Origin of the sequence: Streptomyces flavusporus (assembly GCF_046267975.1) — a bacterium.
Taxonomy (GTDB): Bacteria; Actinomycetota; Actinomycetes; order Streptomycetales; family Streptomycetaceae; genus Streptomyces; species Streptomyces flavusporus.
The window spans coordinates 7,940,222-7,965,403 of the sequence record NZ_CP176503.1; the positions used below are offsets into that span (position 1 = coordinate 7,940,222).

The 25,182-nt window shown below is 70.9% G+C and carries 26 protein-coding genes; 17 read left to right on the forward strand and 9 right to left on the reverse strand.

Going from position 1 to position 25,182, the window contains the following annotated elements:
• The first annotated feature begins 34 nt into the window (after nt 1-34).
• Nucleotides 35-766, forward strand: a complete 732-nt coding sequence (locus tag ACKTSN_RS37410; protein WP_409473142.1) for an SseB family protein — start codon at nt 35-37, stop codon at nt 764-766.
• Nucleotide 767: 1 nt separating this feature from the next.
• On the opposite strand, the gene ACKTSN_RS37415 is transcribed toward ACKTSN_RS37410, so the two are convergent.
• The gene (locus tag ACKTSN_RS37415; RefSeq protein WP_224738340.1) at nt 768-1,115 is read right to left on the reverse strand and encodes a DUF1844 domain-containing protein; all 348 of its coding nucleotides are present in this window, start codon (nt 1,113-1,115) and stop codon (nt 768-770) included.
• A gap of 381 nt (nt 1,116-1,496) precedes the next feature.
• Here ACKTSN_RS37415 and infC point away from each other — a divergent pair, with 381 nt between their 5' ends.
• From infC to ACKTSN_RS37465, 10 genes are all read left to right on the forward strand, one after another.
• Entirely contained in the window at nt 1,497-2,135 is a 639-nt protein-coding gene (gene infC, locus ACKTSN_RS37420; protein ID WP_385262136.1) for a translation initiation factor IF-3, read from the forward strand.
• 108 nt (nt 2,136-2,243) lie between these two features.
• Nucleotides 2,244-2,438, forward strand: coding sequence for a 50S ribosomal protein L35 (rpmI, locus tag ACKTSN_RS37425; RefSeq protein WP_007829094.1), 195 nt, complete (start codon nt 2,244-2,246; stop codon nt 2,436-2,438).
• 96 nt (nt 2,439-2,534) lie between these two features.
• Nucleotides 2,535-2,918 (forward strand): 50S ribosomal protein L20, encoded by a 384-nt coding sequence (rplT, locus tag ACKTSN_RS37430; protein ID WP_004933571.1) that lies wholly within the window; start codon nt 2,535-2,537, stop codon nt 2,916-2,918.
• A gap of 159 nt (nt 2,919-3,077) precedes the next feature.
• Nucleotides 3,078-3,926 carry a TrmH family RNA methyltransferase gene (locus ACKTSN_RS37435; RefSeq protein ID WP_409473143.1) on the forward strand — a complete coding sequence of 283 codons (849 nt, stop codon included), beginning with the start codon at nt 3,078-3,080 and terminating at the stop codon, nt 3,924-3,926.
• Nucleotides 3,927-3,978: 52 nt separating this feature from the next.
• Nucleotides 3,979-5,115, forward strand: coding sequence for a sensor histidine kinase (locus tag ACKTSN_RS37440; RefSeq protein ID WP_409473144.1), 1,137 nt, complete (start codon nt 3,979-3,981; stop codon nt 5,113-5,115).
• 170 nt (nt 5,116-5,285) lie between these two features.
• The gene (gene pheS / locus ACKTSN_RS37445; RefSeq protein WP_409473145.1) at nt 5,286-6,407 is read left to right on the forward strand and encodes a phenylalanine--tRNA ligase subunit alpha; all 1,122 of its coding nucleotides are present in this window, start codon (nt 5,286-5,288) and stop codon (nt 6,405-6,407) included.
• A complete protein-coding gene (pheT, locus tag ACKTSN_RS37450; protein WP_409473146.1) occupies nt 6,407-8,920 on the forward strand; it encodes a phenylalanine--tRNA ligase subunit beta in 2,514 nt (837 codons plus the stop codon). The genes pheS and pheT overlap by 1 nt, the downstream gene beginning before the upstream one ends.
• A gap of 240 nt (nt 8,921-9,160) precedes the next feature.
• Nucleotides 9,161-10,150, forward strand: a complete 990-nt coding sequence (locus ACKTSN_RS37455; RefSeq protein ID WP_409473147.1) for a PP2C family protein-serine/threonine phosphatase — start codon at nt 9,161-9,163, stop codon at nt 10,148-10,150.
• Between the two features lie 222 nt (nt 10,151-10,372).
• On the forward strand, nt 10,373-11,713 hold the full coding sequence (locus ACKTSN_RS37460) for a transcriptional regulator (protein WP_409473148.1): 1,341 nt from the start codon (nt 10,373-10,375) through the stop codon (nt 11,711-11,713).
• Between the two features lie 95 nt (nt 11,714-11,808).
• Nucleotides 11,809-12,354, forward strand: coding sequence for an NUDIX hydrolase (locus tag ACKTSN_RS37465; RefSeq protein WP_409473149.1), 546 nt, complete (start codon nt 11,809-11,811; stop codon nt 12,352-12,354).
• Here the strand turns inward: ACKTSN_RS37465 and ACKTSN_RS37470 are convergent.
• Both ACKTSN_RS37470 and ACKTSN_RS37475 read right to left on the reverse strand, forming a co-directional pair.
• Complete coding sequence (locus tag ACKTSN_RS37470) at nt 12,351-12,608, reverse strand: hypothetical protein (protein ID WP_224734403.1); 258 nt, start codon at nt 12,606-12,608, stop codon at nt 12,351-12,353. The two genes, ACKTSN_RS37465 and ACKTSN_RS37470, sit on opposite strands and share 4 nt — an antisense overlap.
• Before the next feature lie 182 nt (nt 12,609-12,790).
• The gene (locus ACKTSN_RS37475; protein WP_409475010.1) at nt 12,791-13,651 is read right to left on the reverse strand and encodes a 3-hydroxybutyryl-CoA dehydrogenase; all 861 of its coding nucleotides are present in this window, start codon (nt 13,649-13,651) and stop codon (nt 12,791-12,793) included.
• Nucleotides 13,652-13,876: 225 nt separating this feature from the next.
• Here ACKTSN_RS37475 and ACKTSN_RS37480 point away from each other — a divergent pair, with 225 nt between their 5' ends.
• Entirely contained in the window at nt 13,877-15,043 is a 1,167-nt protein-coding gene (locus ACKTSN_RS37480) for a glycoside hydrolase family 10 protein (RefSeq protein WP_409475011.1), read from the forward strand.
• 1 nt (nt 15,044) lies between these two features.
• Here ACKTSN_RS37480 and ACKTSN_RS37485 read toward each other — a convergent pair whose 3' ends face one another.
• A complete protein-coding gene (locus ACKTSN_RS37485) occupies nt 15,045-15,242 on the reverse strand; it encodes a DUF1918 domain-containing protein (RefSeq protein ID WP_129796912.1) in 198 nt (65 codons plus the stop codon).
• Nucleotides 15,243-15,330: 88 nt separating this feature from the next.
• Complete coding sequence (locus tag ACKTSN_RS37490) at nt 15,331-16,281, reverse strand: DMT family transporter (RefSeq protein WP_409473150.1); 951 nt, start codon at nt 16,279-16,281, stop codon at nt 15,331-15,333.
• Between ACKTSN_RS37490 and ACKTSN_RS37495 the strand changes: the two genes are divergently transcribed.
• The 3 genes from ACKTSN_RS37495 to ACKTSN_RS37505 all read left to right on the forward strand — a co-directional run bounded on the left by ACKTSN_RS37495 (nt 16,280) and on the right by ACKTSN_RS37505 (nt 18,905).
• Complete coding sequence (locus tag ACKTSN_RS37495; RefSeq protein WP_409473151.1) at nt 16,280-17,713, forward strand: PLP-dependent aminotransferase family protein; 1,434 nt, start codon at nt 16,280-16,282, stop codon at nt 17,711-17,713. The genes ACKTSN_RS37490 and ACKTSN_RS37495 overlap by 2 nt on opposite strands.
• A 57-nt stretch (nt 17,714-17,770) precedes the next feature.
• On the forward strand, nt 17,771-18,205 hold the full coding sequence (locus ACKTSN_RS37500; protein WP_409473152.1) for a GNAT family N-acetyltransferase: 435 nt from the start codon (nt 17,771-17,773) through the stop codon (nt 18,203-18,205).
• Nucleotides 18,206-18,311: 106 nt separating this feature from the next.
• Nucleotides 18,312-18,905, forward strand: a complete 594-nt coding sequence (locus ACKTSN_RS37505; RefSeq protein ID WP_409473153.1) for a histidine phosphatase family protein — start codon at nt 18,312-18,314, stop codon at nt 18,903-18,905.
• On the opposite strand, the gene ACKTSN_RS37510 is transcribed toward ACKTSN_RS37505, so the two are convergent.
• From ACKTSN_RS37510 to ACKTSN_RS37520, 3 genes are read right to left on the reverse strand one after another with little or no spacing between them, the layout of a single operon-like run.
• Nucleotides 18,894-19,436, reverse strand: a complete 543-nt coding sequence (locus ACKTSN_RS37510; RefSeq protein ID WP_409473154.1) for a hypothetical protein — start codon at nt 19,434-19,436, stop codon at nt 18,894-18,896. The two genes, ACKTSN_RS37505 and ACKTSN_RS37510, sit on opposite strands and share 12 nt — an antisense overlap.
• Nucleotides 19,433-19,978, reverse strand: a complete 546-nt coding sequence (locus ACKTSN_RS37515; protein WP_409473155.1) for a hypothetical protein — start codon at nt 19,976-19,978, stop codon at nt 19,433-19,435. The genes ACKTSN_RS37510 and ACKTSN_RS37515 overlap by 4 nt, the downstream gene beginning before the upstream one ends.
• A 10-nt stretch (nt 19,979-19,988) precedes the next feature.
• On the reverse strand, nt 19,989-20,450 hold the full coding sequence (locus tag ACKTSN_RS37520) for a DUF6314 family protein (RefSeq protein WP_409473156.1): 462 nt from the start codon (nt 20,448-20,450) through the stop codon (nt 19,989-19,991).
• A 136-nt stretch (nt 20,451-20,586) separates the two neighbouring features.
• Between ACKTSN_RS37520 and ACKTSN_RS37525 the strand changes: the two genes are divergently transcribed.
• The gene (locus ACKTSN_RS37525; RefSeq protein ID WP_409473157.1) at nt 20,587-23,070 is read left to right on the forward strand and encodes an alpha-L-arabinofuranosidase C-terminal domain-containing protein; all 2,484 of its coding nucleotides are present in this window, start codon (nt 20,587-20,589) and stop codon (nt 23,068-23,070) included.
• Nucleotides 23,071-23,083: 13 nt separating this feature from the next.
• On the opposite strand, the gene ACKTSN_RS37530 is transcribed toward ACKTSN_RS37525, so the two are convergent.
• Nucleotides 23,084-24,319: a cysteine desulfurase gene (locus ACKTSN_RS37530; RefSeq protein WP_409473158.1), complete on the reverse strand. Its 1,236-nt coding sequence runs from the start codon at nt 24,317-24,319 to the stop codon at nt 23,084-23,086.
• Nucleotides 24,320-24,400: 81 nt separating this feature from the next.
• On the opposite strand from ACKTSN_RS37530, the gene ACKTSN_RS37535 reads away from it, so the two are divergent.
• On the forward strand, nt 24,401-25,009 hold the full coding sequence (locus ACKTSN_RS37535) for an ABATE domain-containing protein (RefSeq protein WP_409473159.1): 609 nt from the start codon (nt 24,401-24,403) through the stop codon (nt 25,007-25,009).
• Nucleotides 25,010-25,182 lie beyond the last annotated feature (173 nt).

Consider the following 25,182-nt stretch of genomic DNA (forward strand, 5'->3'; position numbering starts at 1 on the left):
AGCACAGCAGCATCCCCCCTATAGGGTCGTGACCGTGGCGAACAAGAACATTCCCGACCCCGGCTTCTCCGACGACGACGGCTCGGCCGATCCCCGGCTGAGCGCGGCGCTCGCCGCCTGGGCCGAGGACCGTAGCGCCGTGGGACCGGTGCTGGCCGCGCTCAAGGGCGCCCGGCTGCTCGTTCCAGTGGTGGCCGTGCTCGGCGAGGTCGAGGAGGACGAGAACGGGCTGCGCCGCGAGAAGACCAGCGACATGGCCGTACCGACGCTGAAGGCCGGCGACCGCACCGCCCTGCCCGCGTTCACGTCCACCGACTCGCTGGCCCGCTGGGACCCGCAGGCCCGCCCGGTGGCCGTACCCCTGCACCAGGCCCTCCAGGCGGCCGCGCACGAGAAGGCCGACACCGTGGTGCTGGACCTGGCCGGTCCGGTGCCGTTCGAGCTGACCGGTCCCGCACTGCTGGCGCTGGCCGAGGGGCGTACGACCACCGATCCGCTCGCCGACCCCGCCGTCGTCGCGGCGGTACGGGCCGCGGTCGCCGCCGAGCCGGCCGTACTGCGTGCCCACCTCGGCCCGGGACAGGCCGACGGCACCCTGGCCCTCGTCCTCGATCCGGCCGCCGCCCCGGCCGAGGCCGCCCGCGCGGTGGCCCGGCGCATGGCCGCCGACGAAACGCTGAGGGCCCGCCTGGTGCGCGGCCTCGACCTGGCACTGCTGCCGGCCGGGACGACGCCACCGGGCAAGCCCCTGTACGTAAAGGGTTAGGTCAGCGGTAGACCGGGCCCGTGTACTTCTCGCCCGGACCCTGACCCGGCTCGTCCGGGACCAGGGACGCCTCGCGGAACGCCAGCTGGAGCGACTTCAGGCCGTCGCGCAGCGGGGCCGCGTGGAACGAGCTGATCTCGGTCGCGCTCCCGTCCAGCAGACCGGCCAGGGCGTGGATCAGCTTGCGGGCCTCGTCCAGGTCCTTGTGCTTCTCGCCCTCCTCGGTCAGACCGAGCTTCACCGCGGCGGCGCTCATCAGGTTGACGGCGACCGTCACGATCACCTCGACCGCGGGGACCTCGGCGATGTCGCGGGTCATGGCGTTGAAGTCGGGCGTCTCTTCACTCATGCCGTTCACCATAGGGGCAGAGGGACAACCAGCCCCAGTCGGCCTCAGTTAGCCCTTTCCGGCCGAGGCTGCTAGCCTTGTGTAACGACCGGTCGGACACGCATGTGTGCAAGTGTGACCGACCTACAAGTGGAGGCTTTCGAACTCCCACCTGGCCGCCCTCAGGGCGGCGGGTCACCGGTCAGGCGGTCCCGTCCCCAGCGGCGGCCACCGCCCGAAAGTGCGCCCCGCGGTCACCGCGGCGGTCGCTCCGGTAGTTCGAGGAGCCCCGCCTGTGATCGTCCGGGGCATTTTTTGTGCTTCGGCGCGGTTAGGTCTAACGAACAGAGACGTTACGCGGCTGTCCGCCAGACCGTCGCGTGGTGCTACCGAGGAGGATCCATCAGCGCCGAGCCCCGCATCAACGACCGGATTCGCGTTCCCGAGGTGCGACTTGTCGGTCCCAGTGGCGAGCAGGTGGGCATTGTCCCGCTGGCCAAGGCACTGGAGCTTGCGCAGGAGTACGACCTGGACCTGGTCGAGGTCGCGGCGAACGCCCGTCCGCCCGTGTGCAAGCTCATGGACTACGGGAAGTTCAAGTACGAGTCGGCCATGAAGGCCCGTGAGGCGCGCAAGAACCAGGCGCACACGGTCATCAAGGAGATGAAGCTCCGGCCGAAGATCGACCCGCACGACTATGACACCAAGAAGGGTCACGTCGTCCGGTTCCTCAAGCAGGGCGACAAGGTCAAGATCACGATCATGTTCCGTGGTCGCGAGCAGTCCCGTCCCGAACTGGGCTACCGACTGCTGCAGCGTCTCGCGGAGGACGTCCAGGACCTCGGGTTCGTCGAGTCGAACCCGAAGCAGGACGGCCGAAACATGATCATGGTTCTCGGTCCGCACAAGAAGAAGACCGAGGCGATGGCCGAGGCCCGCCAGGCGCAGGAGGCCCGCAAGGCGTCCGCGAAGGCCAACCCCGGTCGCTCGCAGAACCCCGCCGATGCCGAGGCCCCCACCGAGGAGCCCGCCGAGGCGTGACCCCGGGGACGTCAGTCCCAGGACATATCCGATACAAGAGCGACGCTCCACCGTGCCCGGTTTCGCGACCGGGCACCGGAGCGCCACCGACGAGGAGAGAACGGCGCTATGCCGAAGAACAAGTCGCACAGCGGTGCCAGCAAGCGCTTCAAGGTCACCGGCTCCGGCAAGGTGCTCCGTGAGCGCGCCGGCAAGCGCCACCTGCTCGAGCACAAGTCGTCCCGTCTGACGCGTCGCCTCACCGGCAACGCCGAGATGGCCCCGGGCGACGCCAAGAAGATCAAGAAGCTTCTCGGCAAGTGACACAGTGGCGCGCCGAGCGCCCTGCGTCTGGACCGGGACCCAATCGTTTCCGGGCCGTGTGAGTCCAACCACGGCCCCGCTACAAGGAGTTAACAAGTGGCACGCGTCAAGCGGGCAGTCAACGCCCACAAGAAGCGCCGGGCGATCCTCGAGCAGGCCTCCGGCTACCGCGGTCAGCGCTCGCGCCTGTACCGCAAGGCCAAGGAGCAGGTCACCCATTCGCTGGTCTACAACTACAACGACCGCAAGAAGCGCAAGGGTGACTTCCGCCAGCTGTGGATCCAGCGCATCAACGCTGCTGCCCGCGCCAACGGCATCACGTACAACCGCTTCATCCAGGGTCTGAAGGCCGCGAACGTCGAGGTCGACCGCAAGATCCTGGCCGAGCTGGCCGTGAACGACGCCACCGCGTTCGCCGCGCTCGTCGAGGTCGCGCAGAAGGCGCTGCCGGCCGACGTCAACGCGCCGAAGGCTGCGTGACGCTTGCGCTGGCTTTGAGCCGACGTGACTGAACGGACCCGTGGGTTGTGCCTGCGGGTCCGTTGCTGTGTGAGCACCGGGTTCTTTCGGCGCTGCCGGACCCCGCCGTCGTGGTTGATCGCCGTTGCGGCGGACATTTCTTGATGAAGGTGATACAGAATGCCCCCCGCCTCCCCCGAGCTCATCTCCCCTCGCTCCCCCCGCGTCTCCGCCGCGCGGCGGCTGGCCAAGCGGAACTTTCGGGGGAAAGAGCAGCTGTTTCTGGCGGAGGGGCCGCAGGCCGTGCGGGAGGCGGGTGCGCAGCCGGACACCCTGGTCGAGCTGTTCGCCACCGTGGAGGCCGCCGAGCGGTACGCGGACATCATCGGCCTGGCCCGTGACACCGGCGCCCGTGTCCACCTCGCCTCCGAGCAGGTCATCGCGGACATCTCCACGACCGTGACCCCGCAGGGGCTCGTCGGGATCTGCCGGTTCCTCGACACGCCCTTCGAGGACATCCTCCGTGCGCGGCCCAAGCTCGTGGCCGTGCTCGCGCATGTGCGCGACCCCGGCAACGCCGGCACCGTGCTGCGGTGCGCGGACGCCGCCGGGGCCGAGGCCGTCGTGCTGACCGACGCCTCCGTCGACCTGTACAACCCCAAGGCCGTCCGAGCCTCCGTGGGCTCGCTGTTCCATCTGCCGGTCGCCGTGGGCGTGCCCGTCGAGCGGGCCGTGGCGGGGTTGAAGGAAGCCGGTGTGCGGATCCTGGCCGCCGACGGGGCAGGGGAGCACGACCTCGACGAGGAGCTCGACAAGGGGACCATGGGCGGGCCGACCGCATGGGTCTTCGGCAACGAGGCGTGGGGGCTCCCGGAGGAGACGCGCGCGCTCGCGGACGCCGTCGTCCGCGTCCCGATCCACGGAAAGGCCGAGAGCCTGAACCTCGCCACCGCCGCGGCCGTATGTCTCTATGCGTCGGCCCGTGCACAGCGCGCCCCCGGAGGCTGCCGCTCCGTCACCGAGAGCTAGTAGGGTGACCAGCTCGGGGCCACCTGCGCCGTCTGAGAGGTGGGGTACGGGGATGAGTGTCGGCACGAGCAGCGCACCGGGGGGACGGGACGTACAGCGCCCGCCCGAGCCCCGGTACGGCGATCCTGCCGAGCTCGGCATCGACCCCGACGAACTGCCCGACGGGCTCGTCGTCGCGGACGAGCACGGGCGGGTGATCTGCTTCAACTCCGCCGCCGAACGCATCACCGCGGTTGCCGCCCCGGACGTCCTCGGACAGCGCCTCGACAAGGCCCTGCCCTTAGAGGACCTGGAGGGCAGGCGGTGGTGGCAGCTGACCGATCCCTACGGCGGGCTCGCCATCCGGGTCCGGCAGCCCGAGCGGAACCTGCTGCTGCCGGGTGGGCGGGAGGTGCTCGTCTCGGCGCGGTACGTCCGTACGGAACCCACCGGCCCCGTCCGCCGCGTCGTCGTCTCCCTGCGCGACACCGAGGCCCGCCGCCGCACCGAGCGCAGCCACGCCGAACTGATCGCCACCGTCGCCCACGAACTGCGCTCGCCGCTCACCTCCGTCAAGGGCTTCACCGCCACCCTCCTCGCCAAGTGGGAGAGGTTCACCGACGACCAGAAGCGGCTGGTGCTCGAGACGGTCGACGCCGACGCCGACCGCGTCACCCGGCTCATCGCGGAGCTGCTGGACATCTCCCGGATCGACTCCGGTCGGCTGGAGGTGCGCCGCCAGCCCGTCGACATCGGTGCCGCTGTCGGCCGGCACATCCAGGCGTACGTCGCGGCCGGACTGCCCGCCGACCGGTTCCTGCTGCGCATCGAGCAGCCGCTGCCCGCCCTGTGGGCCGACCCCGACAAGATCGACCAGGTGCTCAGCAACCTCATCGAAAATGCCGTGCGGCACGGCGAGGGAACCGTCACGATTGACGTAACGCCCGCCACGTCTCCCCGCGAAGGGGAGGACGCCGGCACGTCGGTCACCGTGAGCGACGAGGGCACCGGCATTCCGGAGGAGTCCATGAACCGCGTCTTCACCCGCTTCTGGCGGGGCAGCAAGCGCGGCGGCACGGGCCTCGGGCTGTACATCGTCAAGGGCATCGTCGAAGCGCACGGCGGCATCATCACGGTCGGTCGCGCCTCCGGTGGCGGCGCCGAGTTTCGATTTACGTTGCCCGTGGCGGCGCCGGCGTATCTCGCCTGAGGCCCCACGGGCGCATTCGCATACCTCAACCCCGTTAGACTCGGCCATTGGCACCTTTGTGTCCCAAGACGGATCTCCAGGGATCCCGACGGATCTCACAGACGGAGACGAATTCGTCCGCGAGCCGGTGACGGGGACCTTCAGCCAGCCAATCGGAAGCACGGGAAGAGATGTCGGCACCGAATAAGTCGTACGACCCTGTCGAGGTCGAGGCGTTGAAACCGGAAGAGATCGAGCGCATGCGGGACGAGGCGCTCGCCGCCTTTGCCGCCGCGGACTCCCTCGACGCGCTCCAGGAGGCCAAGGTCGCCCACACCGGCGGCACCTCCCCGCTGGCCCTCGCCAACCGCGAGATCGGCGCCCTGCCCCCGCACGCGAAGGCCGACGTCGGCAAGCGCGTCGGCCAGGCCCGCGGCGCCGTGAACAAGGCCTTCGCCGCCCGCCAGGCCGAGCTGGAGGCCGAGCGCGACGCGCGCGTGCTGGTCGAGGAGGACGTGGACGTCACGCTGCCGTACGACCGCGTACCGGCCGGCGCCCGCCACCCGCTGACCACGCTCTCGGAGCGCATCGAGGACGTCTTCGTGGCCATGGGCTACGAGGTCGCCGAAGGGCCGCAGGCCGAGGCCGAGTGGTTCAACTTCGACGCCCTGAACATCGGCCCGGACCACCCGGCGCGCGGTGAGGCGGACACGTTCTTCGTCGAGGGCCCGGACGGCTCCGGCGACTCCGGCGTCGTGCTGCGCACCCACACCTCGCCCGTGCAGATCCGCTCCCTGCTCGACCGTGAGCTGCCGGTCTACGTGATCTGCCCCGGCCGCGTGTACCGCACCGACGAGCTGGACGCCACGCACACGCCCGTGTTCCACCAGGTCGAACTGCTCGCCGTCGACGAGGGCCTCACCATGGCGGACCTCAAGGGCACCCTGGATCACATGGTCCAGTCGCTGTTCGGCGAGGGCATGAAGACCCGGCTCAGGCCGAACTTCTTCCCGTTCACCGAGCCGTCCGCCGAGATGGACATGGTGTGCTACGTCTGCCGCGGCGAGTCCGTCGGCAACCCCGACCGGCCCTGCCGCACCTGCTCCAGCGAGGGCTGGATCGAGCTCGGCGGCTGCGGCATGGTCAACCCGCGGGTGCTCACCGCCTGCGGCGTCGACCCGGAGAAGTACAGCGGCTTCGCCTTCGGGTTCGGCATCGAGCGGATGCTGATGTTCCGCCACAACGTCGAGGACATGCGAGACATGGTCGAGGGTGACGTCCGGTTCACCCGGCCGTTCGGGATGGAGATCTGATGCGGGTCCCGCTTTCTTGGCTGCGGGAGTACGTCGACCTGCCGGAAACGGAGACGGGTCGTGACGTGCAGGCCAAGCTCATTTCGGCCGGTCTGGAGGTCGAGACCGTCGAGCAGCTCGGCGACGGACTCAAGGGCCCCCTGGTCGTCGGCCAGGTGCTGACCATCGAGGAGCTGGAGGGCTTCAAGAAGCCGATCCGCTTCTGCACCGTCGACGTCGGCACCGCCAACGGCACCGGTGAGCCCCAGGAGATCGTCTGCGGCGCCCGCAACTTCGCCGAGGGGGACAAGGTCGTCGTGGTCCTCCCGGGCGCCGTGCTGCCCGGCGGCTTCGCGATCTCCGCGCGCAAGACGTACGGCAGGAACTCGCACGGCATGATCTGCTCCAGCAGCGAGCTGGGCATGGGCGACGACGGCACGCACGGCATCATCGTGCTGCCGCCCGAGACCGAGGTCGGCAAGGACGCCATCGAGCTGCTCGAGCTGGTCGACGAGGTACTGGACATCGCCGTCACCGCCAACCGCGGTGACTGTCTGTCCATCCGTGGCGTCGCCCGCGAGGCCGCCATCGCCTACGGTCTGCCGCTGCGCGACCCGGCCCTGCTCGACGTACCGGGGCCGAACGCCTACGGCTATCCGGTGAAGGTCTCCGAGCCGCTCGGCTGCGACCGCTTCACCGCCCGCACGATCAGCGGCCTGCGGCCCGAGGCCCGCTCCCCGATCTGGCTCCAGCGCCGGCTCCAGAAGGTCGGCATGCGCCCGATCTCGCTCGCAGTCGACGTCACCAACTACGTGATGATGGAGCTCGGCCAGCCGCTGCACGCCTACGACCGCTCCCTGGTCCAGGGCACGATCGGGGTGCGCCGGGCCGAGGAGGGCGAGAAGATCGTCACCCTCGACGGCGTCACCCGCACGCTGCACGCCGAGGACCTGGTCATCACCGACGAGCGCGGACCCATCGGGCTCGCGGGCGTCATGGGCGGCGCCAACACCGAGATCGCCGACCACGAGAACACCGAGGGCGTCACGACCGACATCGTGATCGAGGCCGCGCACTTCGACGCGGTGTCGATCGCGCGGACGGCCCGGCGGCACAAGCTGTCCTCCGAGGCGTCCCGGCGCTTCGAGCGGGGCGTCGACCCCGAGGCCGCGTCCGCCGCCGCCCAGCGCACGGTGGACCTGCTGGTGCTGCTCGCGGGCGGCACCGCCGAGGCCGGTGTCACCGAGGTCATCACGCCGTCCGCGCCGCACACCATCACCGTCCCGGCCGACCACCCGGACAAGGTCGCGGGCGTCGAGTACGGCCGCGAGACCGTCGTACGCCGGCTCCAGCAGATCGGCTGCGACGTGTACGGGCAGGACGAGCTGATCGTCACCGTGCCGTCCTGGCGGCCCGACCTGCTCGAGCAGAACGACCTCGCCGAAGAGGTCATCCGGCTCGAGGGCTACGAGAACCTGCCCTCCACGCTGCCCAAGCCCCCGTCGGGCCGCGGCCTGACCCACCGGCAGCGGCTGCACCGCCGGGTCGGCCGGGCCCTGGCCGGTGCGGGCTACGTCGAGGCGCCGAACTACCCGTTCGTCAGCGAGCAGGTCTTCGACCAGCTCGGCCTCGACGCCGACGACCCGGCCCGCCGCGTCGTCCGGCTGGTCAACCCGCTCAATGACGAGGAGCCCGCGCTCCGTACGTCGCTGCTGCCGGGCCTGCTCGGTGCCCTGCGGCGCAATGACGGCCGGGGCTCGCACGACCTGGCGCTGTTCGAGACGGGGTTGGTGTTCCACCCGCGTGAGGACCAGGGCGTCGCCACCCATCTGCCGGTCGACCGTCGCCCCACCGACGAGGAGATCGCCACGCTGAACGCCGCGCTGCCCGAGCAGCCGCGGCACGTGGCCGTCGTCCTCGCGGGCGCGCGTGAACAGGCCGGCTGGTGGGGCAAGGACCGCCCGGCCGACTGGGCCGACGCGATCGAGGCCGCACGCACGGTGGCCCGTGAGGCGGGCGCCGAACTCGTCGTGCGCAAGGGCCAGTACGGGCCGTGGCACCCGGGTCGCTGCGCCGAGCTCGTGGTCGTCGCCGACGGCACCGAGCGGGTCGCGGGGCACGCCGGTGAGCTGCACCCGCGCGTCCTGAAGGCGCTGGGCCTGCCCTCCCGCACCTGCGCGATGGAGCTCGACCTGGACGCCCTGGAGCAGGTGGGCGACGGCACCCCGCAGGCGCCGCGCATCTCCACGTTCCCGGTCGCCACGCAGGACGTCGCGCTCGTCGTCGACCAGCCGGTCCCGCACGCCGAGGTCGAGGCCGCGCTGCGCGAGGGCGCCGGTGAACTGCTGGAGTCCATCCGGCTGTTCGACGTGTACGAGAACGCGGAGCAGCTCGGCGACGGGCGGAAGTCGCTGGCGTACGCGCTGCGGTTCCGTGCGGCTGACCGGACGCTGACGGTCGACGAGGCGTCGGCGGCTCGGGACGCGGCGGTGGCGCTGGCCGCTGAGCGTACGGGGGCGGTGTTGCGGAGCTAGCTTCGCTGGGCGCCGGGGACTGCGGGTTGTTTGGCGGCTGCGGGTTGTTTGCGGCTGATCGCGCAGTTCCCCGCGTCCCTTGTGGGGGGGCATGCCCCCCACACCCCCCCCATCGGTCACCTCACTCGTTCGGGTGGCAAGTTCGGGCGATCTGGCTCTTACGGGGCACACGGCGACAGAATCGGACCGGCCTTTCGAGGCCGGTCTGCGCTGTTACGGCCTGCAATGGGGGGCCTCCGTATGATCCGTAACCTACGGGTGCCCGGCAGGGTGGTTGCGCTGGGGCTTCCCACCATGTGGGGCGTGTTGGTGGTCGTCTTCTTCGCCGTCGTCACCGGGCTCGTACTCCATGTCCGGCACACGCTGTTGCGTGAGTTGCGGCAGGCCCGCAGGGTCGCGGCCGCCGCGCAGGACGCGCTGCTGCGGCCCATGCCCCCGCGCATCGACGGGCTGAACGTCGCCGCCGCCCAGCTCTCCGCCGACCGCGGCTCCTCCGTCGGCGGCGATCTGTACGAGGTCGTCGCCACCGAGCACGGTGTCCGCGTCGTGATGGGGGACGTACGCGGGCACGGGCTGGCCGCGATAGGGACCGTCGCCGCCGTCCTCGGCAGCTTCCGGGAGACCGTGCACGACGAGCCGGAACTCGCCGGAGTTCTGCGCCGGCTGGACCGCGCCCTGGCCCGGTACCTGAGGGAGCGAGCCGACGGCCTCGTGGCCGAGGAGTTCGTGACCGTCCTGCTGCTGGAGATCTGGCGGGGCGGCGAGGTGCGGGCCCTCAACTGCGGCCACCCCTGGCCGTACCGGCTCCTCGGCACCCACGTCGAGCCGCTCGCCCGAGCCGATCCCCTCCCACCCCTGGGCCCGTTCCCGCTACCGCCCGACCTGCCCGCCGTACCCTTCGGTCAACTCCGGCCCGACGAGGCACTGTTCCTCTTCACGGACGGCGCCGAGGACGCCCGAGACGCGCATGGCCGGTTCTTTCCGCTGCCGGACGTACTCGCGGAGGCTCTGCACGAGGGCGCGCACACCCCGCAGTCCATGCTGAGTGCCGTCTTCACCCGCGTGTTACGCCACACCAGCGGCTGCCCCACCGACGACATAGCCCTACTGGCACTACGCAACGAACGGCACCACAGACGCCCCTCAGGGGCGTGGGACAGTGACACATGCGGCTCCGCCGCGCGGGCGCGAGCAACCACCCCCCACCCGCAGCCGACAACCCACCGCTAGCCCTACGGTCCCCGGCATAGCGAGTGCAGCGCCGCCGCCGGGCCGCCGCTGTACGAGGGGGAGCCGACGGCCCGGCCGGCCTCTTGCGAGGCATTTCAGTCAACCGGCCGGAAACTCTCCGCAACAGTGCGCGCACAGCCCGGATTCGCGCACTCCGTTCACACCCCGTGTGAAGGCGAATTCACTACGCTGTCGACACCGAGCCATCTGGGGGCCTTTCCGATGCAGCCCAACACTCTGCTCGACGCGATCCTGGACGAGGCGGGAATCTCGCACGCCGGCCTCGCGGCACATGTGAACCAGGCCGGGCGGGCGCGTGGGCTCGCGCTCCGCTACGAACACACCGCCGTGGCGCGCTGGTTGAAGGGCCAGCGGCCGCGTGGCCAGGTGCCCGACCTGATCTGCGAGGTGCTCGCGGCCCGGCTGCACCGGCCGGTCACACTCGACGACATCGGACTCGGCGTACCGGGGGAGCCGACCGGCGCGCACGGCACCTCGCTGTCCGGCTTCGTCGAACGCGCCACCGCCCTGTGGCGCTCCGACGAACAGCAGCGCCCGCACGTCCTCGGCGCCCCCGCCGTCACCGGCACGCCGGCCGTCATGCCCGTGTGGGAGTGGGAGAACCCGCCCGAGGACGTGGACGTCTCCCGCGGCGGTCGGCACCGGGTCACCCCGGCCGACATCGAGATGCTGCGCGCCGCCCGCACCCACTATGAGCAGATGTACCGCAAGGCCGGTGGCGTCGCGACCCGCACCCGGATCGTCGGGTTCCTCAACTCCGAGGCGGCGCCCCTGTTGCGCGGCAGCTACACCGACGCCACCGGCCGCCAACTCCACCGCGCCACCGGCGGGTTGGTCGCGATCGCCGGCATCTGCGCCTACGACTCCGACGCACACGGCCTCGCCCAGCGCTACTTCCACCAGGCGCTGCGGCTCGCCAAGGCCAGCGGCGACCGGGGACTCGGTGCGTATGTGATCGCGTTGCTCGTCAACCAGTCGCTGTTCATGCGGGAGTACCGCCAGGCCGTCGCCTTCGCGGAGGCTGCGCTGCGGGCCGCAGGCAAGCACATCACCCCGGCCCTCGCCTCCGATCTGTACGCGATGCAGGCGAAGGCGTACGCCCACCTCGGCGACGGCACGAGTGCTCTGTCCTGCATACGGCGGGCCGAGCAGGCCGCCGAACGCATCCGGCGCGGACACGAACCCGACGAGACCGGCTATGTCCAGCCGGGCCTGGTCAACGTCCAGGTGGCGGAGGCACTGCTCAGCCTCGGCGAACTGGCCGCCGCCGGTGAGCATGCCGCGGCCGCCGTGGACAACCCCGCGCACGACCGGGGCCGGGTGCACCGGCTCGCCATGCTCAGCACCATCGAACTGCGCCAGGGCAACGCCGAGAAGGCGGTGGCGACCGCGGTACAGATGGCCGAGCAGGCCCGCGGCATGGAGTCCCAGCGGCTGCGTGACAGACTCCGGGCGGTGCGCGAGCACCTGGTGCGCAGCGGCGGCGCGGGCACGGCCGAGGCCGCCGAACTCATCGACGGGGCACTGCGCGTACCGCTGTAGCGACGCCGCCTGAACGGCAACGCCACGCTTTCCCTCTGCTGTGGGCACGCTCCTGCTGCGATATTGCCACTTACTCGGCGGAAGGTGGCAGAACCGTGCAGTGGACGAAACAGAACGAACAAACTGTGTATGAAAACCGCTGGTTCAGCGTCAATCTCGCAGATGTCGAACTGCCGGACGGCCGGCACCTCGACCACTTCCTGATACGGCTGCGGCCGGTGGCCGTGGCCACAGTGGTGAACGAGGCCAACGAGGTCCTCCTCCTGTGGCGCCACCGCTTCATCACCGACAGTTGGGGGTGGGAACTCGCGGCGGGCGTCGTCGAGGACGGCGAGGACATCGTGGTCGCGGCTGCCCGAGAGCTCGAGGAGGAGACGGGCTGGCGGCCGGGACCCCTGCGCCACCTGATGAGCGTGGAGCCGTCCAACGGGCTCACCGACGCCCGGCACCACATCTACTGGGCCGACGAGGGCGAATACGTCGGGCACCCCGTGGACGACTTCGAGTCGGACCGCCGGGAATGGGTCCCCCTCAAGCTCGTCCCCGATCTGGTCGCCCGCGGCGAGGTCCCGGCCGCCAACATGGCGGCCGCGCTGCTTTTACTGCACCACCTCAGGCTCGGCCAGGACGCCGTCATCTAGCGTGCGAGTGCCTGCCAGACGGCCACGACGAGGGCGGCCACGGCCGTGACGGCCGTGACCGAGGGCAACGGCCATCGGGCGTGTTCCAGGGTGATGAGCCGGGTGCTCAACTCGTCCAGTTCCTTGGCGGTTTCCTCGGTGCGATGGGAGAGCAGTGCCAGCCCGCCCTCGACACGGGCGTATGCCACGTCGAGACGGCGACGTAACTCTGCGAGTTCCTCCTGGGCGACGGAATGCTCGGGATCGGCGGTCACGAACCGCTCCTTTCCGTAGTCGTCTTACGTCCCTTGCATGCGCATGGTGAGTCAACTCGCCTGGTGGGTTCCTGGGGAGAGTGTGCGAGCGGCATATGCGGGCCCGCCGCGCACACGGTGTGTGAATGACGCGGGCCCGGCACCTCTCAGGTGCCGGGCCCGCGGAGCGTCGCGCTCGGTAATCAGCCGTAGGTGTAGAAGCCCGAGCCGCTCTTGCGGCCCAGCCGGCCCGCGTCGACCATGCGCTGCAGCAGCGGGGGAGCGGCGTAGAGCGGCTCCTTGTACTCCTCGTACATCGAATGCGCCACCGACGCCACCGTGTCCAGGCCGATCAGGTCGGACAGCTTCAGCGGGCCCATCGGGTGGGCGCAGCCCATCTCCATGCCGTTGTCGATGTCCTCGCGGCTGGCGATACCGGACTCGAACATCCGGATCGCGGAGAGCAGATAGGGGATCAGCAGCGCGTTGACGACGAAGCCGGAGCGGTCCTGGGCGCGGATGGCGTGCTTGCCGAGCACCTTCTCGGTGAACAGCTGCGCCCGGCCGAGCGTGCCCTCGGAGGTGGTCAGCGCGGGGATCAGCTCGACGAGCTGCTGCACCGGGGCCGGGTTGAAGAAGTGGATGCCGATGACCTGGTCGGGGCGCGAGGTGGCGACGGCCAGCTTCACCAGCGGGATCGAGGAGGTGTTGGAGGCCAGGATCGCGTCCGGGCGGGTCACGACCTGGTCGAGCACCTGGAAGATCTCGGTCTTGACCTGCTCGTTCTCGACGACGGCCTCGATGACCAGATCCCGGTCGGCGAACTCACCGAGGTCGGTGGTGAAGCTCAGCCGCGCCTGCGTGGCGTCCCGCTCCTCCTCGGTGATCTTGCCGCGTTCGGCCGCCTTGGTCAGGGAGTTGAACAGCCGGGTGCGGCCGATCTCCAGGGCCTCGCCGGTGGTTTCGGCGACCTTCACGTCCAGGCCGGCGCGGGCGCACACCTCGGCGATGCCGGCCCCCATCTGGCCGCAGCCCACCACTCCGACGCGCTCGATGTCGGTCACATCGTCCCCTTCGCTGATCCAGTCCCGAGGCAGGTCGCCGGGTTCCGGTGCCTGCTCCATTCGTGCACGTTACCCGTAAGTATCGATGATCGATCGCCGGGGTGGGGGCATCCTTGGGCGCGGAGACGATCCGTGACGGCGCGGATCCGCAGCGTATGTGGGGTGCGTGTCGTGGGGCAGCTGTCTCGTCGGGCGTTTGCACTGGCCGCACTGTCGACCCTGGTGATGGCGCGAGACGCGGGTGCGGGCCCCCGTCGGCCGCGCACCACCACCGAGATGCGCGGCATGTGGCTGGCGACCGTGAACAACCGTGACTGGCCCTCCGCCAGGGGTCTGACCGTAAAGGAGCAGCGCGCCGAGTTGATCGCCCACCTGGACCGGGCGGTCCGGTGCCGGCTGAACACGGTGATCTTCCAGGTGCGGCCGACGGCCGACGCGCTGTGGCCCTCGCCGTACGAGCCCTGGTCGGAGTACCTCACCGGCACCCAGGGGCAGCACCCCGGGTGGGATCCGCTCGGCACGGCGGTCGACGAGGCGCACGCCCGGGGCCTTGAGCTGCACGCCTGGTTCAACCCGCTGCGGGTGGCGATCCACACCGACCCGACGAGGCTCGTCGCCTCGCACCCGGCCCGCAAGAACCCGGACTGGGTGGTGGCCTACGGCGGCAGGCTCTACTACAACCCCGGGATTCCCGAAGTACGCGCCTTCGTGCAGGAGGCGATGCTCGACGCCGTGGCCGGATACCCGGTCGACGCCGTCCACTTCGACGACTACTTCTACCCGTACCCGGTCGCCGGTCAGAGCTTCGACGACGACGAGGCCTACGAGACCCATGGCGCGGCCTTCACGAACCGGGCCGACTGGAGGCGGGACAACATCGACCGGCTGGTACGCGACACCGCGGCCGGGATCAAGGAGGCCCGCCCCGGCACGCGGTTCGGGATCAGCCCGTTCGGAGTGTGGCGCAACGCCGACACCGACCCGCTCGGCTCGGACACCCGGGCCGTGCAGACGTACGACGACCTGTACGCGGACACCCGCAAGTGGGTGCGTGAGAACTGGATCGACTACATCTGCCCACAGCTGTACTGGCACATCGGCAACGCCGCCGCCGACTACGCCACTCTCGTGCCGTGGTGGGTGGAGACGGCACGGGGTACCGGCACACAGCTGTACGTGGGGGAGGCGCTGTACAAGGCCGGTGATCCGGTGCAGCACGAAGCCTGGCAGGACCCGGTCGAGCTGTCCCGGCACCTGGCCTTCGCCCGGGAACACTCCGAGGTGCGCGGGCACGTTTTCTTCTCCGCCCGCGACGCGGCGGCCGACGCCCTCGGGGCGATGGCGCGGGTGGTCGCCGACCACTATCAGCAGCCGGCGATGCCCCCGCGCTGAATCACTGCCCGGTGGTTTCCTTGTGCCGGATCTCGGTGTCGGGGCCCGGTGAGCACACGCCTTCGTGCCCGTCCTGGAACTTGACGCGGTACGGGGGGTTGCCCTCCTGACCCATCACTTCGACGATCTCGCCGACCTTGTCGTGTTGGCCGACCACCCTGCCGTGCTGGACAAGCTGGTCGCCCACGCTTGCGCGCATCTGGGGCCTCCTCACCATGTGCGGAGCAGCGGTCCGTACTTTCGAGTCTAGGGCGGGCGACGCCGGTCCGTACCGGTGTGTGCGCCGCTCAGCCTCGCGCCCGTTGCGTGACGGCGATGCAGACGAGCACGGCCGCAGCCGTCAGCGGCGCGGCCACGGTCAAGTGCTCGCCCAGCAGCAGCACCGACCACACCAGTGTGAGCAGCGGCTGGGCCAACTGCAACTGGCTGGCCTTGGGGATGCCGATGGCGGCCATGCCCCGGTACCAGACGACCAGGCCGAGGAACTGCGAGCCGGCCGCGACCCAGAGCAACCCGGTCACGCTGTGCGCGGTGAGCTGGACGGGCTCGTAGGCCAGGGCGAGCGCCGCGGCGGGCACGGTGAGCGGCAGGCACAGCACCAGCGCCCAGCCGATCACCTGCCAGCCCGGCATGACCCGGGCCAGCCGCCCGCCCTCGGTGTAACCGGCCGCGCACACCAGCAGCGCCGCGAACAGATACAGGTCGGCGGAGGTGAGGGCGCCGCCGCTCTGCTGCACGGTGAAGGCGACCACCGCCGCCGCGCCGGCCAGCGCCGCCGTCCAGAAGGTGCGGGAGGGACGGGTGCCGACGCGCAGGGCGGACAGCAGCGCGGTCGTCAGCGGCAGCAGACCGACCACGACCGCGGCGTGCGCGGTGGTCGAGGTCTGCAGGGCGAGCGTGGTGAGCAGCGGGAAGCCGACGACGACCCCGGCGGCGACGACCGCGAGACCCGGCCAGTGCGACCGGGTGGGCAACGGCACTCTCCCCCACGCTCGGCTTCGCTCGCGCGGGGGCACCCCCACCGCGAGCAAACAGCCGCCCGCGATGAGCGCGGCGAGCACACTGCGCACGGCGACCAGCGACCAGGGCCCGAAGCCCTCCAGGCCCCAGGCGGTGGCGGGGAAGGTGAGCGAGAAGGCGATGACGCCGAGGGCGGCCTGAAGGGTGCCCGCGGAGGCCTTGGTGGGGCCGCTGACCGCTATCGTGGTCGGGGCGGTAGCGCTACTCTGTGTTCTCATGCATGAGCGTAGCAGTGTCGGTGAGCTGGCGGATCAGCTGCGGCGGGAACTCGACCGCTACTCGTACGGTGGAAAGCTCCCGTCCAGCCGGGCCCTGGTCGAGCGGTTCCGGGTGAGCCCGGTGACCGTCTCGCGTGCCCTCGGGCAACTGGCGGCCGAAGGTCTGGTCGTGACCCGGCCCGGCGCCGGAGCGTTCCGCGCCCGGCCGCGCGCCGAGGCCGCACCCGCTGGGGACACCTCCTGGCAGGAGGTCTCCCTCAGCGCGGACGGCGCCGCCGAGCTCGTACCGCGCTCGGTGGACGCCTCCGGCGTCCTGGTCTCGCTCGCCGCCCCACCGCCCGGCGTGATCGAGTTCAACGGCGGCTATCTGCACCCCTCCCTCCAGCCGGAGCGGGCGATGGCGGCGGCGCTGTCCCGGGCCGGGCGTCGGCCCGGTGCCTGGGGCAGGCCGCCCATGGAGGGGCTGCCGGAGCTGCGCGAGTGGTTCGCGCGCAGCATCGGCGGCGCGGTCACGGCGGCCGAGGTACTGGTCACCTCCGGCGGACAGTCGGCGCTGACCACCGCCCTGCGCGCACTGGCGCCGCCCGGCGCGCCGGTGCTCGTGGAGTCGCCCACCTACCCCGGCATGCTGGCCATCGCGCGGGCGGCGGGCCTGCGTCCCGTGCCGGTCCCGGTGGACCCGGACGGGGTGCGTCCCGCCCTTCTCGCCGACGCGTTCCGGGCCACCGGCGCCCGGGTGTTCGTCTGCCAGCCGCTCTTCCAGAACCCGACCGGCGCCGTGCTCGCCCCCGACCGCCGCGCCGAGGTGCTGCGCATCGCCCGCGAGGCCGGGGCCTTCGTCGTCGAGGACGACTTCGTACGACGGCTCGTGCACGCCGACGCGCCGCCGCTGCCGCGTCCGCTGGCCGCCGACGATCCCGACGGAGTCGTCGTGCACGTCAGCTCGCTGACCAAGGCGACCTCACCCAGCTTCCGGGTGAGCGCCCTGGCCGCGCGCGGCCCGGTGCTGGAGCGGCTGCGTGCCATCCAGGTCGTCGACACCTTCTTCGTGCCCCGGCCCCTGCAGGAGGCCGCGCTGGAACTCGTCGGCTCGCCCGCCTGGCCGCGCCACCTGAGGACGGTCTCGACGGAGCTGAAGGCCCGCCGCGACGCGATGACGTCCGCGCTGCGGCTGCACCTGCCCGAACTCGCCCTGCCGCACATCCCGTCGGGCGGCTACCACCTGTGGCTCCGCCTGCCCGAGGGCACCGACGAGTCCGCCTTCACCGCCGCCGCCCTCCGCGCGGGCGTCGCGATCACCCCTGGCCGCCCGTACTTCAGCGCCGAACCCCCGGCCGCACACCTGCGCCTGAGCTTCGCGGCGGTGGCCGGGACGGGGGAGATCGCCGAAGGGGTACGGCGGCTGCGGGCGGCCTGCGCCGAGGTCGGCTAGCCGAACGGCACCGAAATCCACTCGACGCCGGCTCCCGCTGCCTGCGAATCTCCCCGCATGACTGACGTGCCGAGCCTCGCCGAGGGCTACGCGATCTCCACCGACCCCGCCCGCATCGACGCCGAGCGGGTGCACCGTTGGCTGTCCACGGACGCGTACTGGGCGCTCGAACGGCCCCGTGAGAAGCAGGACCGTGCGCTCGGTGGGTCGCTCAACTTCGGGGTGTACGAGGTGGTGTCGGGGGAGCAGGTGGCGTATGCCCGGGTCGTCACCGATCGCGCCACCTTCGCCTGGCTGTGCGATGTGTATGTCGATCCGTCGGTCCGCGGCAAGGGGCTCGGGACGGCGCTGGTCGGTGCCGTGCGGGAGGAGTTGCGGCCGTTCGGGCTGCGCCGGATCCTGCTCGCCACCCACGACGCGCACGGCGTCTACGAGAAGCTCGGGTTCGCTTCGCTGGAGCGGCCGGATCAATGGATGGCGCTCCATTTCTAGCGGGTTGTCCGGCTGATCCTGACCTGGAAGTAAGGTTTCGCGTACCCTGGGTAACTCCGAGGTGACACCTCTTGACCTGCGTACTTTCGCGAATCACGATCGCGGCATGGCACTTCGGGTCACGTTCGTCGCCGCGGCGCGCAGCTCCCCGCTGCTCGCGGAGCGCTTTGAGGACGACCGTCCACTGGACCAGGCCGGCTGGGACGAGGTGCAGCGCATCGCCCACGGTCTGGTGCCGCTGTCGGCGGCCGAGCTGCGCTACTGCTCGCCCACCCCGCGCAGCCGCGCCACCGGCGACGCCCTCGGGGACGCGCCGCTGGTGCAACTCGCGCTGCGCGACTGCGACATGGGCCGCTGGCGCGGGCTGACGCTCGGCGAGGCGATGGCCCGCGAGCCGGAGGCGGTGGACGCCTGGCTCGCGGACCCGCGCGGCACACCGCACGGCGGCGAGTCGCTGCTGGCGTTCATCGCCCGGGTCGGCGGCTGGCTCGACACCCGGCCCGTGGAGGACGGCGGCCGGGTCGTCGCCGTGGCCGAGCCCTCGGTGATCCGCGCCGCCCTGGTGTACGCCCTGAAGGCGCCGCCCGCGACGTACTGGAACCTCGACGTCCGTCCGCTGTCGACAACGACCGTCACCGGCCGGGCGGGCCGCTGGAACCTGCGGTTCGACGGGGTGCCGACCCAGCCCTCACGGACGTAGAGGTGACGGGAGCCCGAAGTGCTCGACGAGGATCCGCATCGTGTGGGCGCCGTCCGCGTTGAACTCGGGGTCGGCGTCGTAGCGCGAGGTGTCCCGGCCGACGATCCCCGCGTCCAGCAGCCCGCGCACCAGCAGATCGGCCATGCCGCCGCCGCGCCGCGACTCGCGACGCCCCCCGACATTGAGATACAGCTCCTCGAAGCCGCCCCGGTTGTACGTGAACTGGAACGGGTGCTCGGGGCAGTGCGCGACCAGGTAGCTCTGCCCGTGCGGGCAGGCGCACGGGGGCGTGGAGGCCAGGAACACGGTCTCCGCGTTGCCCTCGTAGCGGAAGCCTGTGATGTCGCGCGCCAGCTTCCACACGCTCCCGCCGTGCGGCACGGCGAGGGCGTCATGGGACACCCAGGCCCAGCCCGACGACTCGCCGGTGGCGGAGGCGGGCAGCCCGGCCTGGGCGAAGACACCGGACAGGGTGGGCAGGTCCATGCCCTTGCAGAAGGTGACGAACGTGTTCGGGGCGAGCCACGTCAACGCGCCGTCACCTCCGCGGCCAGCGGTGGCGACGGCAGGTTGTAGAAGTCGGCGATCACCTTCATGAGCCGCTCCCGGTCCTCGCTCGCGTGCTCCCAGCAGGCGTGGTCGTCGTCGTCCGCGTGCGGGCAGTACGCGTCGGGGCCGATGAGGTTCGCGGCCAGTAGCTCGGGGGAGAGGTGGTCCGGGTTGTCGCCCACGCGCTGCTCCACGTCCTCGAAGCTGAACCGGAGGACCAGACGGCCGTCTCGGTAGTACTGGAAGTCGGGAGGGAAGGCCTTGGCGCTGCACGGCTCGGTCACGATCACGACCAGCTCGGTGCCGTCGGGGCACACGCGCCGGTAGTCGACGGGGTCGTAGTCCTCGATCTCCTCGTTGATCATGTCGTGCACCGCCCATATCCAGCCGTTCCCCTCACCGTGGTCGAGGGGATCGCGCGCCAGTCCGCGCAGGCCGCCGGTGAGGGCGTCGAGTGAAGTGCCCCGTGCGAAGACGACGTTCACCTCGTGGTGGCCGTAGGAGTCCTGGGTCCATTGGGTCATGCCGAGCACCTTAGAGGCGGGCACTGACAGTGGGTTCACGCGCGTAGTCGGTGGTGAGCACGAGGTCCTTCGCGGGCCCGCGCACCCGCCACACCGACCGCCAGCGGTCCTCGTCGAGGACGGTGAACTCGCCCCGGTACAGGTCGGCCGCGCAGGGGTGGTCGGCGAGGTGACGGCCCGCGGTCAGGTCCAGGTCGTGGAAGGGCCGGCCGTCGGCGAAGCGGACGTCCGCCGTGCCGGGCGAACTCCCGGGCAGAAAGCGCAGCGTCCGCTCGGCGGGCCGGGCCACTCCCTGCCAGACGAAAGTGCCGGCCTCCTCGTGCAGCAGCCCGCCGCTCGCCAGCGGGCTGAAAAGGGTCGTCCCGGTGAACTCGCCTCGCTCACCGCTCGCGAGATCCCGCACCGAGCGCTCCACCCGCCAGTGCCCGGCCAGATGCGCCAGCACATCCGGTACTGGCCAGAACTCGCCCATCCCGTCCCGCTCTCCGTCCCGCCCGTCGCTGCGCGACCCATTGACGCCACTGCGCCCCCTCCCTATCTTGCCGTTCGAAGTGCTGACCAGTGTCTGATATATCGAACAGCTCCCATCGTCGAGCCGCGGAGTATCCATGTCACGCACCGCCCGCACCCGCTGGAGACTCGGTCTCACCGCGACCGCCCTCCTGACGGCCTTCGCCCTCGTGCCCGCCCCCGCGCACGCCGAGGCCGTCACCGACTACGAGATCACCGTCGACCCGGCCGGGACCGGCGCCGAGATCGACGACACGATGTACGGCGTCTTCTTCGAGGACATCAACCGGGCCGCGGACGGCGGCCTGTACGCCGAGCTCGTGCAGAACCGGTCCTTCGAGTACTCCACCGCCGACCACTCCTCCTACACCCCCCTGACCTCCTGGACGGTCGGCGGCACGGCGCAGGTCCTCGACGACGACGGCCGGCTCAACGAGCGCAACCGCAACTACCTCTCCCTGGACGCCGGTTCGTCCGTGACGAACGCCGGCTACAACACCGGGGTCCGGCTGGAGAAGGGCAAGAGGTACGACTTCTCCGTCTGGGCGCGCGCCGCGGCCGGCACCACCCTCACCGTGTCCCTGAAGGACGCCGCCGGTGAACTGGCGAGCGCCCGCCAGGTGGCCGCCAAGGGTGGCTGGAAGAAGTACACCGCCACCTTCACGGCGACCCGCACCAGCAGCCGCGGCCGCCTCACCGTCGCCGCCACCGAGGCCGCAGCCCTCGACATGGTGTCGCTGTTCCCGCGCGACACCTACAAGAACCAGCCGAACGGCCTGCGCAAGGACCTCGCCGAGAAGATCGAGGCCCTCGACCCCGCGTTCGTCCGCTTCCCGGGCGGCTGTCTGGTCAACACCGGCTCCATGCAGGACTACAGCGAGGCCTCCGGCTGGCAGCGCAAGCGGTCCTACCAGTGGAAGGACACCATCGGCCCGGTCGAGGAGCGCGCCACCAACGCCAACTTCTGGGGCTACAACCAGAGTTACGGCCTCGGCTACTACGAGTACTTCCGCTTCTCAGAGGACATCGGCGCCATGCCGCTGCCCGTCGTCCCGGCCCTGGTCACCGGATGCGGCCAGAACCGCGCCACCGACGACGAGGCGCTGCTGAAGCGCCACATCCAGGACACCCTCGACCTGATCGAGTTCGCCAACGGCCCCGTGACCAGCACCTGGGGCAAGAAGCGCGCCGAGATGGGCCACCCCAAGCCCTTCCGCCTCACCCATCTCGCGGTCGGCAACGAGGAGAACCTGCCGAACGAGTTCTTCGCCCGCTTCCAGAAGTTCCGCGCGGCGATCGAGGCGAAGTACCCGGACATCACCGTCATCTCCAACTCGGGCCCGGACGACACGGGGGCGACCTTCGACACCGCCTGGAAGCTCAACCGCGAGGCGAACGTCGACATGGTCGACGAGCACTACTACAACAGCCCGCAGTGGTTCCTGCAGAACAACGACCGCTACGACAGCTATGACAGGAACGGCCCCAAGGTCTTCCTCGGCGAGTACGCCTCCCAGGGCAACGCCTGGGAGAACGCCCTCGCGGAGGCCGCCTACATGACCGGCCTGGAGCGCAACGCCGACGTCGTCAAGCTCGCCTCGTACGCCCCGCTGCTCGCCAACGAGGACTATGTGCAATGGCGCCCCGACATGATCTGGTTCAACAACCACGCCTCCTGGGGCTCCGCCAACTACGAGGTCCAGAAGCTGTTCATGACCAACGTCGGCGACCGGGTCGTCCCCTCCTCGGCGACCGGCACCCCGACCGTCAACGCCCCCATCACCGGCGCCGTCGGCCTGTCGACATGGGCGACCAGCGCGGCGTACGACGACGTGAAGGTCACGGCCGCGGACGGGACGGCGCTGCTCAGCGACGACTTCTCCGGTGACGCCTCGAAGTGGACGCACCACGGCACCGGCAGCTGGAGCATCCAGGACGGCGCGTACGTCCAGACCGACGCCGCCGCCGAGAACACCCTGGTCACGGCCGGCGACCCGGCCTGGCAGGACTACGACCTGCAGGTGAAGGCCACCAAGAAGTCCGGCAAGGAGGGCTTCCTCGTCGCCTTCGGCGTCAAGGACACCGGCAACTACTACTGGTGGAACCTCGGCGGCTGGAACAACACCAGCTCCGCGGTCGAACAGGCCGTCGACGGCGGCAAGTCGACGCTCCTCTCCAAGGCCGGAGCGATCGAGACGGGCCGCACGTACGACATCGACGTCAAGGTGAGGGGCCGCCAGGTGAGCCTCTACCTCGACGGCGAGCTGTGGGGCAGCTTCACCGACGACAAGCCGGCCGAGCCGTTCCGTCAGGTCGTCACCGAGGACGAGCGCACCGGCGACCTGATCGTCAAGGTCGTCAACGCCCAGTCCTCCGCCGCCCGTACGGCGATCGACCTGGGTGGCGCCAAGGTGGCCTCCCGGGCCCGGGTGACCACGCTGGCCGCCGCGCCGGAGGACGTGAACACCGAGACGGACACGCCCGTCACCCCGGTCACGTCCACCTTCTCGGGTGTCGCGGACAGGTTCACCTACACCTTCCCGGCGAACTCCGTCACGTTCCTCAGGATCCAGCAGAGGTGACCCTGCGGGCGGCTCAGGCGACCCCGAAGTACGCCTGGGCCGCCCGCACGCCCTCGGCCAGGGCGTCGACCTCGGCCGGGGTGTTGTACACGTAGAAGGACGCGCGGGTCGTTGCCGGAATGCCGTAGCGCCTGACGATCGGGCGGGCGCAGTGGTGGCCGACACGGACGGCGATGCCCCGCTCGTCCAGGACCTGGCCGACGTCGTGCGGATGGATGCCGTCCACCGTGAAGGAGACGGCGCCGCCCCGGTCGGTGAGATCACGCGGGCCGACGATGTGCACCCCGGGGATCTCGCCGAGCAACTCCAGGGCGCGGCCGGTGAGCCGGTCCTCGTACGCCGCCACCTCGGCCATTCCGAGCGCCTCGAGGTAGTCCACCGCGGCCGCCAGACCCACCGCCTGGGCCGTCATCGGCACACCCGCCTCGAAGCGCTGCGGCGGCGGCAGGAACGTGGTTCGGTCCATCTCCACCACCTCGATCATCGAACCGCCGGTCAGGAACGGCGGCAGATCCGCGAGCAGTTCGCGCCGGCCCCACAGCACACCGACACCGTTCGGTCCGAGCATCTTGTGCCCGGAGAAGGCGAGGAAGTCGGCGCCCAGTCCGGTCACGTCCACCGGCCGGTGCGGCACCGACTGCGCCCCGTCGACCACCACCAGCGCGCCGAACGCATGCGCCCGGTCGGCCAGTTGCCGCACCGGATTCACCGTGCCCAGCACGTTGGACTGGTGAGTGAGGGCGACCACCTTCGTGCGCTCGTCGATCAGCTCGTCGAGCCGGGTGAGGTCCAGGCGGCCCTCGTCGGTCAGGCCGAACCAGTCCAGCGTGGCGCCGGTGCGCTCGGCGAGCTGCTGCCAGGGCACGAGATTGGCGTGGTGCTCCATCTCCGTGACCACGATCCGGTCGCCGGGGCCGATCCGGCGGGCGTTGCCCAGCGCGTACGCCACGAGATTGATGCCCTCGGTGGTGTTCTTGGTGAACACGACCTCGTCCTCGACCGCCCCGATGAACCCGGCGACCGTGCGGCGCGCGTTCTCGTACGCCTCCGTCGCCTCCCCGGCCAGCTGGTGCGCGCCGCGGTGCACGGCCGCGTTGCGGGTGAGGTAGAAGTCCCGCTCGGCGTCCAGGACCTGGAGGGGTTTCTGGGTGGTGGCGCCGGAGTCCAGGTAGACGAGGCGGGCGCCGCTGTCCATCGTCCGTTCGAGGATCGGGAAGTCCTTGCGCAGCGCGTCCACGTCGAAGCCCACGGCGTCTCACCTCTCACGTTTTCTTCCTTGGTTCACCGTGAGGCACGCTAGGTTTTCTCACGGTGAATCGCAAGCATTAGCATGAGGCCCGTGGATCACGAGGCTCCCGTCTACCTGCATCAGCTCCCGGTCCCCGGCGAGGAGCGCTACGCGTCGCTGGCCCTGGTCAACACGCGTTTTACGCTCAGCCACGGCCAGGTCGACCTGCTCGACGACGTCGAGGCCGCCCATCTGTGGCTCGTACGGCACGAGCTGCTGCCGGACCCGGTGGCGCTGAACGGTCGGCAGCTCGGGCGCCTCCTGGGGCTGCGGGAGGCGCTGCGCGCGCTGTTCGAGGCGTACGCGGCCCATGACCGGCCCGCCTCCGAGGACCTCACCACGCTCAACTCGGCCCTCGCGGCCGCCCCCTCGACACCCCGGCTGGCCTGGACGGCCGACGGTCCGTGCCGCGCCGACGAACCCGACGCCGGCAACCCGGGCGCCGCCGCACTGTCCCTCCTCGCCGAGGACGCCACGGAGCTGCTCACCGGCACGGAGGCCGGGCAGCTCACCGAGTGCGCCGCCCAGGGCTGCGCCCGCTGGTTCCTGCGCTCGCACGGCGCCCGCCGCTGGTGCACGACGAAGTGCGGCAACCGGGTGCGGGCGGCGCGGGCGTATGCGGCGAAGCGGGGGAGGGGCGGCGTCGGGTGACTCGTGGCGCGACGTGCCCGGCGCCGGCGTCGAGCTGAGTCACACGCCCCGCGCGGGTGTCCCGAAGGGCGGCAGTACCTTGAAGCGCTCGTCGGTCCACACCGGGCTCGCGCTCGGTGAAGCCGGTCAGGTCGAGGCCGGTGATGGGTGTCATGGCGATCATCATGCCGGGG